At 69.2% G+C, this 12120-nt stretch carries 12 protein-coding genes and 1 pseudogene; 7 read left to right on the forward strand and 6 right to left on the reverse strand.

Annotated elements, in window-relative coordinates:
* Positions 1-40 precede the first annotated feature (40 nt).
* Positions 41-139: a hypothetical protein gene (locus BCF44_RS59230; RefSeq protein ID WP_379797685.1), complete on the forward strand. Its 99-nt coding sequence runs from the start codon at positions 41-43 to the stop codon at positions 137-139.
* Here the strand turns inward: BCF44_RS59230 and BCF44_RS59235 are convergent.
* The 4 genes and pseudogenes from BCF44_RS59235 to BCF44_RS22190 form a co-directional block, all read right to left on the reverse strand.
* Positions 97-285 (reverse strand): annotated as a pseudogene (locus tag BCF44_RS59235) (DUF6924 domain-containing protein); the annotation flags it as partial. The gene BCF44_RS59230 and the pseudogene BCF44_RS59235 overlap by 43 nt on opposite strands.
* Positions 286-342: 57 nt before the next feature.
* Positions 343-1314, reverse strand: a complete 972-nt coding sequence (locus BCF44_RS22180; protein ID WP_116176259.1) for an LLM class F420-dependent oxidoreductase — start codon at positions 1312-1314, stop codon at positions 343-345.
* A gap of 8 nt (positions 1315-1322) precedes the next feature.
* Positions 1323-1499 (reverse strand): CsbD family protein, encoded by a 177-nt coding sequence (locus BCF44_RS22185; RefSeq protein ID WP_116176260.1) that lies wholly within the window; start codon positions 1497-1499, stop codon positions 1323-1325.
* Positions 1500-1877: 378 nt separating this feature from the next.
* Positions 1878-2342 carry an SRPBCC family protein gene (locus BCF44_RS22190; RefSeq protein WP_116176261.1) on the reverse strand — a complete coding sequence of 155 codons (465 nt, stop codon included), beginning with the start codon at positions 2340-2342 and terminating at the stop codon, positions 1878-1880.
* 179 nt (positions 2343-2521) lie between these two features.
* Between BCF44_RS22190 and BCF44_RS22195 the strand changes: the two genes are divergently transcribed.
* The 3 genes from BCF44_RS22195 (at position 2522) to BCF44_RS22210 (ending at position 5887) form a co-directional block, all read left to right on the forward strand.
* Positions 2522-2965 (forward strand): hypothetical protein, encoded by a 444-nt coding sequence (locus BCF44_RS22195; RefSeq protein WP_116176262.1) that lies wholly within the window; start codon positions 2522-2524, stop codon positions 2963-2965.
* Positions 2962-3915: a MerR family transcriptional regulator gene (locus BCF44_RS22200; RefSeq protein WP_116176263.1), complete on the forward strand. Its 954-nt coding sequence runs from the start codon at positions 2962-2964 to the stop codon at positions 3913-3915. Before BCF44_RS22195 ends, BCF44_RS22200 begins: the two co-directional genes overlap by 4 nt.
* A gap of 1099 nt (positions 3916-5014) precedes the next feature.
* Positions 5015-5887 (forward strand): hypothetical protein, encoded by an 873-nt coding sequence (locus tag BCF44_RS22210; protein WP_116176265.1) that lies wholly within the window; start codon positions 5015-5017, stop codon positions 5885-5887.
* Between the two features lie 134 nt (positions 5888-6021).
* On the opposite strand, the gene BCF44_RS22215 is transcribed toward BCF44_RS22210, so the two are convergent.
* Both BCF44_RS22215 and BCF44_RS22220 read right to left on the reverse strand, forming a co-directional pair.
* Positions 6022-6888, reverse strand: coding sequence for an ATP-grasp domain-containing protein (locus tag BCF44_RS22215; protein ID WP_116176266.1), 867 nt, complete (start codon positions 6886-6888; stop codon positions 6022-6024).
* 40 nt (positions 6889-6928) lie between these two features.
* Positions 6929-7669: an SDR family oxidoreductase gene (locus tag BCF44_RS22220; protein ID WP_116176267.1), complete on the reverse strand. Its 741-nt coding sequence runs from the start codon at positions 7667-7669 to the stop codon at positions 6929-6931.
* A gap of 60 nt (positions 7670-7729) precedes the next feature.
* On the opposite strand from BCF44_RS22220, the gene BCF44_RS22225 reads away from it, so the two are divergent.
* The 3 genes from BCF44_RS22225 (at position 7730) to BCF44_RS22230 (ending at position 11846) form a co-directional block, all read left to right on the forward strand.
* Entirely contained in the window at positions 7730-8299 is a 570-nt protein-coding gene (locus BCF44_RS22225; protein ID WP_116176268.1) for a TetR/AcrR family transcriptional regulator, read from the forward strand.
* Positions 8300-8476: 177 nt separating this feature from the next.
* The gene (locus tag BCF44_RS58575) at positions 8477-8605 is read left to right on the forward strand and encodes a hypothetical protein (protein ID WP_281283140.1); all 129 of its coding nucleotides are present in this window, start codon (positions 8477-8479) and stop codon (positions 8603-8605) included.
* A gap of 85 nt (positions 8606-8690) precedes the next feature.
* Positions 8691-11846, forward strand: coding sequence for a S8 family serine peptidase (locus BCF44_RS22230; protein ID WP_116176269.1), 3156 nt, complete (start codon positions 8691-8693; stop codon positions 11844-11846).
* The last annotated feature ends 274 nt before the right edge of the window (positions 11847-12120 follow it).

A 12120-nucleotide genomic window follows, 5' to 3' on the forward strand; every position in this document is an offset into this window, starting at 1 on the left:
CACACCCCCGTTACGCATCGGGTGGATCGGGACGGGCCGAATGGGCGCCGTGCTCGTCCACCGGCTGGTCGACGCCGGGCATGACGTGTCGTCTTCGGGGAGGAGATCGAGCAGTTGCTTCGTGGTCAGGCCACGGTAGGCGCTGTCGTCCACGAACTCGACGTGGGCGATGAAGCCCTCCTCCGTGGGCTGCACGATGGCCGCTCCGATCGTGTCCCACGTCTGTTGGTCGGAGAAGTCGGTGCGGATCACCAACGCGACACGGCCCAGCGGCAACGGCTTCATCGTCCTCGCTGTGGTACAAGGCCATCTCTGGCAGGCACGTCCTTTCCGGCCACGGCCTCAGGCCGATGCCTTGCGTAGCGCGGGCAGCAGCTCGGACCGGGCGAAGTCGAAGAAGTCCTCCTGGCGATCGCCGCCGATCTGGACCAGGGCGATATGGGTGAAGCCGGCTTTCCAGTAGGCCGCGACGGCCTCGACCATGCGGTGCACGTCAGGCCCGCAGGGGATGGACTCGGCCACGTCCTCAGGCCGGACGAACTGGGTCGCGCCGGCGAACCCGGCCGGGCCGGGCAGCTCGGAGTTGACCTTCCAGCCGCCGCCGAACCAGCGGAACTGTTCGTGTGCCCTGGCCACCGCGGCCGCCTCGGATCGGTCGAAGCAGACCGGGATCTGCCCGATGAAGCGGTCGGTGTCCGGCGCGGTCCGCCGCCACTGGGCCACGAGGTCGGCGTCAGGGTCGACGGCGACCATCGCGTCGGCCGCCGGTGCGAACAGTTCCACGGACTGGTGCCCGGAAACCGCCAGGGCCAACGGAACCCGCTGCGCGGGCAGGTCCCACAATTTCGCCGAGTCGACTCGATAGTGCCTGCCGACGAAGTCCACCTGGCCGCCGTTGAACAGCCGGGAAATGATCTCCACAGCCTCGCCGAGCATCTCGTGCCGCACGTTGACCGGCGGCCACCCGCCGCCGGTGATGTGCTCGTTGAGGTTCTCCCCAGCGCCGAGCCCCAGCGTGAACCGGCCCTCCGAGAGCAACTGCACCGTGGCCGCCTTCTGAGCCACGACGGCCGGGTGGTACCGGATGGTCGGACAGGTCACGTAGGTCATCAACTCGGTCCGCTCGGTCGCCTGCGCGACCGCGCCGAGCACGCTCCACGCGTACGGGGCGTGCCCCTGCTCGGCCAGCCACGGCGAGTAGTGATCGCTCATCACCTGGAAGTCGAAGCCGGCCTGCTCCGCTGCGACCGCGTGCCGCACGAGCTCACGCGGCCCGGCCTGCTCGGTCATCAACGTGTATCCGAATCGAACCATGTCGGTGGTCAGTCCCTCTTGAACGCGTCCTTGACGTCCTCCACGGCCTGCTTGACCTTGCCCTTGGCCTGATCGCCCTTGCCCTCGGCAGTCATGTTGTCGTCGTCGGTGGCCTTGCCGACGCCCTCCTTGACCTTGCCCTTGACGTCGTCGGCGGTGGCGTCGATCTTGCGTTCGGTGCTCATCGTGCTCCCTTCATCGTGGACAGGCGGGTACCTCGACTCCCGGCGGCCAAACGTCCCTGCCGACGAAGAGGTGGGCGCCCCGCGACAGCGGTCCGCGTTCAGCGACAGCTGACAACGGCGGCGTGGCCTCCGACCGTACGAACCGCATGGCGGGTTGCAGCTGCCGGCCGAACCGGTGCGGGTGACCGGACTGGTGACTGACACTCCCGCGGCCCGCAATCGTTGCTTCCACGGCGTCCAAGGACTCCTCGCCTGGAGGTTGAACTCGACGACGTCCTCGTGGCCCTTCAGATGCGGCCTGTGCGTGGTTGACGCTGAGTGCCTCCGGGGCGGTCGGCGAGGTCGAAAGCCGCGCCGACCGCCCGTCGATATCGAGGATCAGTGCTGGTCCGGTCGTTCGACGCGGTCTCGCCAGGCGCCGGTCTCCCGCCCGTGGCCTTCGATGAACTCCTTGAACCGCTTCATGTCTGCGTTGACTCGGTGGTTGAGAAGGCCGAGTTTGTCGCCTATCTGCTCGACGAAGCCTTCAGGATCGATGTCCATCTGGGCGGTCACCCGCGTCGTCGTGTTGTCCAGCCGGTGGAAGGTGATGACGCCGGCGTGAGTAGGTCCGCTGTCCGACTTCCACGCGACACGCTCGTCGGGCCGCTGCTCGGTGATGGTCGCGTCGAACTCGCGCGTAACGCCACCGACCTGCGTGACCCAGTGCGTGTGGGTGTCATCGAGTTGACGGATTTCTCGGACGCCGTCCATGAACTGGGGGAACGACTCGAACTGCGTCCACTGGTTGTACGCGGTCGACACTGGCACGGACACATCGACGGACTCGGTGATGGTGCTCACACGCTCTCCTTCGCTTGGTCGAGTCGCGTGGTGAGGAATGCTCATCACGCATCGTTTGCGCATCGCGTTCAGCATCGGTGTACCCGGCGAGAAGCGAGCCACACTCGACGGTGCCGAGACGTGGGCGAGGACGCGCATCGGTTGTGCATCACGTGGTGGAATCTGGGTATTCGACGGTCATGACCAGCATCGGTGAGCAGACAGGGGAGAACGGCGGCCCGACCTACGACGTGGCGCTCGTGCGGGCTGTCGGCAAGTTGTCCGAGGCGTGGGAGGCGGCCGAAGAAGCCAGGGGACACCTGTACGCCTTCCATCGCCTGACCGGGCACGCCGACGCGGTGGCTGAGCAGGCCGTGAACCAGCTGCGCGACGCCGGCCAAGGCGCGCTCGCAGACAAGCTGGTGACGGAATTGATCGGTCGCAACGTGTTGCCCGGCCGATGGACCTTCCAGATCGTCGAGGAGTACGACGATGACTACCACCGGCTGTTCAGCGAACTGGAACGCGAGGGCCGGAGCCTGGTCGGCGGTCGCCGGCATGTGTACGAGGCGCAGATGAAGCACGATCGTCGCACCCACGGCCGATCCGGGCACGAGGCGACCCCTGCCGACTTCACGGCATGACTGCGGAAGACCGGGAACCGGAGGCCGCGTGGAGTGCCGGTGCTGTGGCACGCCATCTCCAGATCGCTGAGTCGACGCTACGGTCGTGGCACCGCCGCTACGGTGTGGAACCTCACGGCGCTCCCGGCCGATACCGGCGCTACACGCGGGGTGACGTGGCTCGGCTGCGACGCATGCGGGACTTGATCGCGACGGGCATGCTCCCGTCCGAAGCCGCTCGCGCGATCACCCAGACGCGCGGTGCGAACGGCAGCGTCGATGTGGGCACGCTCGTCCATGCCGCGCAGGACTTGGACACCGCACGATGCGTGGCGCTCGTCGCCGACGCGATTTCCGCGAACGGGGTGGTCATGGCGTGGGACACGCTGTGCCGTCCGGCGTTGATCGCCGTGGACGCCGCGCAAGCGGCCAACCCCGCCTGTGTGGACGGTGAACATGTCTTGTCCTGGGCCGTGCTTGCCGCACTGCACCGCGTCGTGGGGCCGCCCCCGACGGCGTCCACCCGACCGGTGTTACTGGCATGCGTACCCGGCGAACACCACACACTGCCGGTCGAGGCGTTGGCCGCGGCCTTGATCGAGGTAGGTGTGCCCGTCCGCGTTCTCGGTGCCGCCACGCCGTCGGCCAGCATCGCTCACGCACTGCAGCACTCCCGACCGGGCAGCGTCGTCTTGTGGTCCCAATGCCGCGAGACCGCGGACCGCGAGGCCGTGCGTGCCGCCGGTTCCTCGACCGCGCCCCTGCTTCTGGCTGGTCCAGGATGGAGCCATCTCCGGCTTGCCCACCTCGGGCCGTCGACGCGGAGTCCACGGCGCGTAGCTGATCTTCAGGAGGCGCTCATGGCGGCCACGCCTCCCCCAATGACGTCCATGGACCACAGGAGACTTTCCCCACGCGAGGCTGCCAGGGCGGCCACCGAGGCGAGGGTCCGGGGACGTGATGTCATGTGAACACTCCTCAACAGGGCGCATGGTGGTCTGGACCACATGCGGAGGTGTTCCATCAGAACGCCGGCTCTTTCCGTTGTCAATAGCGCTGTCCGAAGCGGACGGTCGCACCCGTTCCTGTCATCTCATACGTTGACACCGCTCTTGACCCACGCCGGCGACGACGCGACCCTTTCGCCCGCGTCGTGAGCCGGAGGACGGCTGGAAACCGTTTCGCCGAAAGGCCGGACGTGCCAGCCCGTATGGCCGCCTGGGTCGTGTCGACCATTGGCGCGGGTCCGTGTGCGAGTTCCAGATGTACCCGCTGGGCTGGCTCTGCCGGCCCCGGTCGGTCCGACGCCGGACGGAGCGGTGGTTGGCGCGCCGGATGCTCGGCAGGGACACGAGCACCCGGCGCGCCGGCTGATCGGCACGCTCCATGCCGTCCGGCTGGCTTGGTCTCGCCGCACGACGGTCACGGTGGCAGCCGACGCACATGATGGCCGCCTCGGATGTACGGCTGATCCAGAACGGGTTCAGCCGGGCCGGCGGCACGGAAGCTGCCGGGGTCGCTGCGGCCCGCGCACCCGGCGACAGGACCGCCAGGCTGTGGTCGCCACCGCGATCACCGGGCCGACCACCCGCTGTGCGCGACGCCCACGCTGGTGAAGCCGCTCGGTGGCCGAAGAGGTATCTCTTTTCTCCAAGGAAGTCGCAGCCGACTGGTCGTCGGTCCACGCCGGTTCGAGTTCTTGACGTCGTCGACCTTCCGGCGCCGGCGTCTTCTCATTGCGCCTCGTGCAATGAGAGATCCGAATGGATACACCCGTCGACGGCCGGCGGAACCCGCACTCTCACGCGTTCGACGCGCCGGCCGTCGTCGTCCTCGCCGTCATGGCAGGCGCCGTGAACATCGCCGAGTGTCGTGGAAAGCCCTGGTGTCGGTCCTCAATCGACCGTGAACCGGCACTCCACGGCGTCGTCGGCCCGGCCAACCGGTTCCAGTGATCGACTTCCGCGCGTTGTCGTCCTATAGATTGGGAACGCTGTTGACCCGTGTTGGCCGGCGGGCAAACCTGGTCCACCTTCCAGTCGAAGGAGGCCGGCGATCCGCTTCTCGGACGTGCTGAGTGACGCCATCGCGCGCAGCGGGCTGACGCTGGAGCGCGTCGCCGATGCGGTCGCCGCACGTGGCGGCGTGCTTGCCGTCAGCACGCTCAGCCATTGGCGGTCCGGTCGGAGCATGCCCACTCGCCGGGGTTCCCTCGTTGTCGTCGGTCACCTGGAGGATGTGCTCGGGCTGGAGTCCGGGTCGCTGCGCCTGCTGGCCAAGCCGGCCTATCGCGGCGGCCGGCCCACGGTGGAGTCGCGCATGTCGCCGGTCGCCGCGTCGTTCAGCAAAGGCGGTCGGGTGCGGGAGCTCCTCGGCGAGGTCGACATGAGATCCGACGAGCGGCTGATGCGGCTGAGTCAGCACGATCGGTGCCGGATCGGGCCGGATCGGGCCAAGGAGTCCCTGCTGGTCCGCCAGGTGCTGCGGGCGACCGAGGACGGCGCGGACCGGTTCGTGATCGCGTTCTGGCACGACACCAGCCAACCGCTGCCGCAGTTGGTGGCGCTGCGCGGCTGCCGCGTCGGCCACGTGGTCCGCGATCCCGCCGCCGCGGTGCTCGTCGCCGAACTCCTGTTCACCCGGCCTCTCGAATGCGGCGAAACCATCGTCACGGAGCATGAACTGCGCCGACTGGCGCCGGCGCCGGACGGTGCCGAGGACTGCTACGGCCGGTCGCTGCGGCACCCGACTCGAGAGTGCTTGCTGGAGGTCGACTTCGACCCGGACACCCTGCCTGTCCGGTGTGAGCAGGTGGCTGAGCCGGAGAACCATTCGCAACCGGCGACGCGCCGGGCCCTGACGGTGGACAGTGACTGCCGGGTGCACGCACTGGCCAACGGGTTCGGGCCCGGCGTCGTCGAGATCCGCTGGACCTGGAGCTGAGCCGCCGCTGACTCCGCCGAGGCGGCCGACCTGCTTTCAGGGCTCCGGTCGCGGCGGCTCGGCACTCATCGGGCTCGCCATCGGGATCAGCCTCATCGGCGGCCCTGGCCTGCGCGCCGGGGGAAGTCGGGCTGTCAGCCCGGCGAGCCGACCAGGGCTTCGGCGAACCGGTCCACGGCAGTGGCGTCGGCGAACGGCAGGAACAGCGACGGCTCGATCAACTCGACCTCCAGCACGCAGTAGCGGTCGTTGTCGTCACGGACGAGATCCACCCGGGCGTAGGTCGGCGTGCCCAACCGACGCGCGACGGACTCCACTGCCGCAGTGGCAACGGAAATCTGGTCGGGCGACGCGCTGTGCCCGGAATTGGTCTCGGCCGCGAACAGGGCCTCCACCGCCCCGGCCCGGGGCAGGGTGACCCGTTTGCTCGCGGCATGGCTGAACGTTCCGCCGAAGAACACCATCGGCCACTCACCGTGCCGGGCGACCGACGCCAACAACGGCTGGATCAGGACCGTCAGGCCAGCGGCGTGCAGTCGGGCGACGTGTGCGGTCGCGCTGTGGTGCTCGTCGGGTCCGTACCAGGCGGCGTCGCGGCTGCCCGCGCCCACGGCCGGCTTCACGACGAACCTGCCGTCCGGGAACCGCGCGGTCGCGCCGGGACGCGCGAACACCGTCGGGGTGATCGACACGCCGTCCTCCGCCAGCTCGGCGAGGTACTGCTTGTCCAGGTTCCACCGCACCGTCGCGGGTGGGTTCACCAGTTCGCTGACGGCGTCCACGTCCTCGACCCAGGTCAGGAAGTCGGGCAGGTGTTGCGGGTAGTCCCAGGCCGAGCGCAGCACCACCCGGTCATAGCCGGACCAGTCCACGCCGAGGTCGTTCCAGTCCACGACATCGACCACCACACCGGTTCGCTCCAGTGCGGTCAGGGCGATCGGCTCGTCCTCGTCCAGTCCCCGCGCTTCCCGTGCCGTCACCCACGCCAACCGCTCGATCATCGTCGGATAGTAGGGACATCGGTCCGTATGAGCGAGTCGCTCAGCCCTGGCGAGTCGGCCGGATGGTCAGGTCCCCGATTTCGACGTCGTCGGGTTGGTCGATCACGAATGCGATCGCCCGAGCCACCGCCATGGGGTCGATACCCAGATCGGCCATGGTCTGCCTGGCCTGTTCGCGCACGGCCGGATCGTCGACGGCGTTGTCGACAAGCTCGGTGCGGACGTAGCCCGGGGAGATCGATGTCGTCCGCAGAAGCCCGTCCGTGCTCTCCTGTCTCATGCCCTCAAGGAGGGTGCGTACCGCATTCTTCGTCCCCGCGTACACCGCTTGGGTGGGGACGATCTTCAGTCCCGAGGTCGAGACAACGGTGACGAGGTGACCGCTGCCCTGACGGCGGAACACCGGCAGGGCAGCGGCGATCCCGTGCAGGATCCCCTTGACGTTCACGTCGACCATTGCCGACCAGCCCTTGACGTCCAGATCGGCAACGGGACTGGTCCTGGCGATCCCGGCGTTGCCCACCAGGACGTCCAGACGGCCGAAGCGTTCGACTGCCATCGCGACGAGCGAGTGGAGGTCGCCGGGACGGGTGACGTCCACTCGCGTGGCGGCCGCCTGACCGCCGGCGGCTTCGATCTCGGCGACCAGCCGGTCCAGCCGGTCGGTGCGGCGGGCGCCGAGGACGACGGCCGCACCGACTGCGGCGAGGTGGCGAGCCGTGGCCGCACCGATTCCGCTGCTGGCGCCGGTGATGGCGACGACCTTGCCGTGGATGGTCATGAAGGTCCTCCGACTAGGATCGGACACATGTCCGGTTATCCAGACAACCATAGCGGACACGTGTCCGCTTCGGTCGAGAGCGGCGGAACGCGGCGTGCGGACGCACAGCGCAACCGCGAGCGGATCCTTCAGACGGCGCGCGATCTCGTACACCAGACGGGAGAGCTGAAGCTCAACGCGGTCGCGAAGGCCTGCGGCATCGGGCAGGGCACGCTGTACCGACACTTCCCGACACGTGAGGACCTCCTCGCCGAGGTGTACCGCCATGAGGTGGACGACCTTGTCGCCGCGGCTCCGCAGCTGCTGGCAACTCACGAGCCGGTGGACGCGTTGGCGGCGTGGTTCGACCGGGTCGCCGCCTACGCCCGGGTCAAGCGCGATGTGTTCGCCGCCGTCGAGGCGGCGACGTGGCACGACCTCGCCGCCCACAGCCTCGGCCCGATCGGTGAAGCGGTGGAACTGCTGCTGGCCGCCGGTCGCTCGGCCGGCAGCATCCGCGCCGATGCCGTAGCCCGTGACGTGATCGTGCTCATCAGCTGGTTGTCACGGCTGGACGACGCCGAACTCGACGCGCGAGGGCCGCGGTTGCTGTCGATCCTCGTCGACGGTCTCCGCGCACACCATCCCTGAGTCGAACGCGTCGCGACGCTCTGGTGACGCCGGTTCCGCTGCACACTCGTTGTGGCGTGTGGCGTGTGGCGTGTGGCGTGTGGCGTGTGGCGTGTGGCGTGTGGCGTGTGGCGTGTGGCGTGTGGTGTGCGGGGTCGCCGCGTCTTATGGCCACCGTTCAGGATCTGTTGAAGGGTGATGGCGACTGGGGTGCACCGGGACGAGATCCGCGTGGCCCTGACCAACGATGGGAGCGTTCCCGGGCTGACCCTGCCCGGCGTCACCTCGATCGCCCCGCCGGATGCCGGAATCGTGGGCAGCGGGTGAGCGTCCGGCGACGAGGAGTAACTTCCGGCCAGATTCCCGGCACGGAGGACGACAACCGGGGCGGTGACGGACCAAGGTGCCGGTCATGCCTCGGTTGGGTCCAGGTCTTCTCGCATCCCTGCTCGCGCTGCCGCTGCTGGCCGTTCCGGCCGGGGCAGCCCAGGATTCCCCACAGCCGGTCATCGTGCTGATGGCCGACCAGTCGGTGCCTTCTCCGTTCGGTTCCTCGTTGCCCGGTTCGGCGGTGCGGCGGCTGGGACTGATCAACGGGTACGCCGCCACCGTCGACATCGCCGCGCGATCGCGGCTCGCGTCGGATCCGCGGGTCCGGGCGGTGATGCCCGACCTGCCGGTGAAGGTGCGACGCCCGTCGACGCCCGTCGGGTCGGGCGGCCCGGGGCGGGCGTCGGCCGCCGAGGCGCCGCCGGGGGTCTGCCCCAGCGATCCCGGCAAACCACAGCTCGAACCGGAGGCGTTGGGGCTGACCGACGCCGTGCGGGCGCAGACCCTCGCCACCGGCAAGGGCGTGAAGGTCGGCTTCCTCGCCGACGGTGTCGACGTGCACAACCCGGAGTTCACCCGGGCCGACGGCAGTTCGGTGTTCGCCGACTACCAGGACTTCGGCGGCGACGGACCGAACGTGCCGACCGATGCCGCCGAGGCGTTCGGCGACGCGAGCGCGATCGCCGCGCAGGGCCGGCAGAGCTACGACCTCAGCCAGTTCGTGAATCCGGCGTCACCGCTGCCGGCGGGCTGCACGATCCGGGTGCGGGGCATGGCCCCGGACGCCTCCCTGGTCGGGCTGAAGGTGGAGACCTCGGACGGCTCCGCCAACACCTCGACGATCGTGCAGGCCATCGACTACGCGGTGAACGTCGACAAGGTGGACGTGCTCAACGAGTCGCTGGGCACGAACCCCTACCCGGATCCGCACAACGACCCGTTCTCGCTGGCCAACCAGGCGGCGGTGCGGGCAGGCGTGACCGTGACGACGGCCAGCGGCGACGCCGGCGTCGCCGGCACCGTCGGCGATCCGGCGGGCGATCCGGCCGTGCTCAGTGTCGGCGCGTCCACCTCGCTGCGGCTGTTCGCCCAGACGCAGCGGAACATGCCGGGGCTCAAGGGGTTCGTCAGCGACAACGTCTCGGCGCTCAGCTCCGGCGGCGTCACCGAGGGCGGTCAGGTGGACGATCTGGTGGCCCCGGGCAACGACGGCTGGGCGGTGTGCACGCCGGACACGACGAGGTTCACCGGCTGCGTGAACTTCAACGGCAAGCCTTCACCGGTCATCACCTTCGGTGGCACGAGCCAGTCTGCGCCGATCACCGCGGGCGCGGTCGCTCTGGTGATCCAGGCGTACCGGCAGACGCACGGCGGCAGCTCGCCGAGTCCGGCGCTGGTCAAGCAGATCCTCACGAGTACCGCGACCGATCACCTGGACCCGTCCGACCAGCAGGGCACCGGCGTGCTCGACGCCTATGAGGCGGTGCGCGCCGCCATGTCCATTCAGGACGGTTACGGCAGGCCCGCGGCCCAGGGCGACAACCTGCTCGTCAAGCAGACCCAGTTGTCCGCGACCGCGAAGCCCGGCGCCGCCCGACAACTGCGGCTGGAGGTCACCAACGTGGGCGCGGGGACGCAGACGGTGACGGCGGCGAACCGAGTGCTGAGCAGGACCGTGTCGGACCAGTCCGGCAGCGTCACGCTGGACGTGACCTCACCGAGCACGCCGCGCTGGACGAGCGGATCCGGCACGACCTTCGCGTTCGCCACCACGACGTTCACCGTGCCGGCCGGCGTCGACCACCTCGACGCGACGATGGCGTTCCCGCCGAATCTGGTGAACCTGCGGCTGTTGTCGCCGACCGGCCAGCTCAGCGCCTTCTCCGCCGTGCAGGGCACCACCGGCTTCGGGCACGCCGAGGTGCACTCGCCGGCGGCGGGCACCTGGACGGCGATCTTCGACAGCTCGGTGGCGAGGAAGTTCAACGGCACGATCAAGTTCGACTTCCGCTCCTCGGCCTACGCGCCGCTCGGCGCCGTGTCGCCTGCGAGCCTGACGCTGGCGCCGGGCCGGACCGGGACGTTCACGGTCGCCGTGGCGACGCCGACCAGCCCTGGCGACCTGGACGCGGCGACCGTGTTGAGTACTCCTCAGCATCGGCTCGCGGTGCCGCTGACGTTGCGCAGTCTGGTGACCGGTTCCTTCGACGGCGTGTTGACCGGCGGCAACGGGCGTGCGGGCATCGCGGCGCAGAACGTCAACTATCGGTTCGACGTCATGGCCGGGCAGCGGGACGTCGGCATCGGCATCACCCTCCCCGGTGCCGCGCACGACCAGTTGACCGGTTACCTGATCGGACCGGATCACCAGATCGCCAGCCGGACCGACAACGTCACGGCTGTGGACGACAACGGCCGGCCGACGGCGTTCGCGAGCTCGATCCAGTCGTATCGACGGGATCCGCAGCCCGGGCGCTGGACCTTCGTGCTGGAGCTGCACAATCCCTCGTCCGGGGTCGCGCTGACGCAACGGTTCTCCGGCCAGCTGCGGCTGAACTCGCTCGATGTCCAGGTCGGGGCCGTGCCGGCGACGCTGCCGGCCGGCAAACCCGCGACGGTGGCCGTTCACGTGCGCAACACCGGCGTCGCCACCGAATCGTTCTTCGTGGACCCTCGGACTTCCGCGCTGGGCGACATCGACCTGGTCGGTGATCGACCGGCGCAGGGGTTGCCTCTGCCGTTGGCCGGCCCGGTCGCCTACACCGTGCCGCCCGGCACTACGTCGATCGCGGGAACCGCGACGTCGAGCGTGCCGGTCGAGGCGGACCTCGTCGCCGACAGCCAACTGCCGGAGGCGCTCGGGCGGCCGACCGCCAAGTACAGTGCGACCGAGGTGCAGACCGGAACCTGGGTGCTGGGCGCGGCCACTGTCGGGCCGAATCCGAGCGGTCGCACCGGCACGGTCGATTTCTCGCTCACCGCGCACACGCAACTGTTCGACGGCAGCGTGACGTCGAGCACAGGCGACGCCTGGCTGCTGGCCGTGCGGCCGGAGCCGCCGGCGCTCACGCCGCTGGTGCTGGCCCCCGGCCAGTCCGGCACGATCACGGTCACCATCACGCCCAAGGCCGCACCGGGGACGCTGGTGTCCGGTGTGCTCTATGTGGACGATCAGAATGCCTTTGCCTTCACCGGGGACGAGCTACGTGCGGTTCCCTACAGCTACCTGATCGGCTGAGATCTTCCGACTCTCGTTGGTTGACCCGGCCTGCCCGGCCACAAAGAGTGGCCGGGCACGGGGATTCCCAACTGGCGAACGCGACCAGGCCACCGCCGCCGTCAACGCACTCACCGCGTGTATCGTGCCAAAAGTTCATGCGTAGGCGATGATCAGGAGTTCGCCGGTCAGGTCAGGCGGCTCGCCGGTACTCGTCGATCACGCCGCCGAGGACCTTCCGGCGTGTGATCGGAGCGTCCAGCGGCATGACGCTCGCTGGATCATGGTTCGGTGG

The sequence above is a fragment of the Kutzneria buriramensis genome (assembly GCF_003387475.1).
Lineage (GTDB): Bacteria > Actinomycetota > Actinomycetes > Mycobacteriales > Pseudonocardiaceae > Kutzneria > Kutzneria buriramensis.

Excerpts from the sequence above, each read along its gene's own strand:
- BCF44_RS22220 (WP_116176267.1), bottom strand. The coding sequence starts at position 7,669 with ATGACCATCCACGGCAAGGTCGTCGCCATCACCGGCGCCAGCAGCGGA.
- BCF44_RS22180 (WP_116176259.1), bottom strand. The coding sequence starts at position 1,314 with ATGGTTCGATTCGGATACACGTTGATGACCGAGCAGGCCGGGCCGCGT.
- BCF44_RS22215 (WP_116176266.1), bottom strand. The coding sequence starts at position 6,888 with ATGATCGAGCGGTTGGCGTGGGTGACGGCACGGGAAGCGCGGGGACTG.
- BCF44_RS22230 (WP_116176269.1), top strand. The coding sequence starts at position 8,691 with ATGCCTCGGTTGGGTCCAGGTCTTCTCGCATCCCTGCTCGCGCTGCCG.
- BCF44_RS59230 (WP_379797685.1), top strand. The coding sequence starts at position 41 with ATGGGCGCCGTGCTCGTCCACCGGCTGGTCGACGCCGGGCATGACGTG.
- BCF44_RS22195 (WP_116176262.1), top strand. The coding sequence starts at position 2,522 with ATGACCAGCATCGGTGAGCAGACAGGGGAGAACGGCGGCCCGACCTAC.
- BCF44_RS22185 (WP_116176260.1), bottom strand. The coding sequence starts at position 1,499 with ATGAGCACCGAACGCAAGATCGACGCCACCGCCGACGACGTCAAGGGC.
- BCF44_RS58575 (WP_281283140.1), top strand. The coding sequence starts at position 8,477 with ATGGCGACTGGGGTGCACCGGGACGAGATCCGCGTGGCCCTGACCAAC.
- BCF44_RS22200 (WP_116176263.1), top strand. The coding sequence starts at position 2,962 with ATGACTGCGGAAGACCGGGAACCGGAGGCCGCGTGGAGTGCCGGTGCT.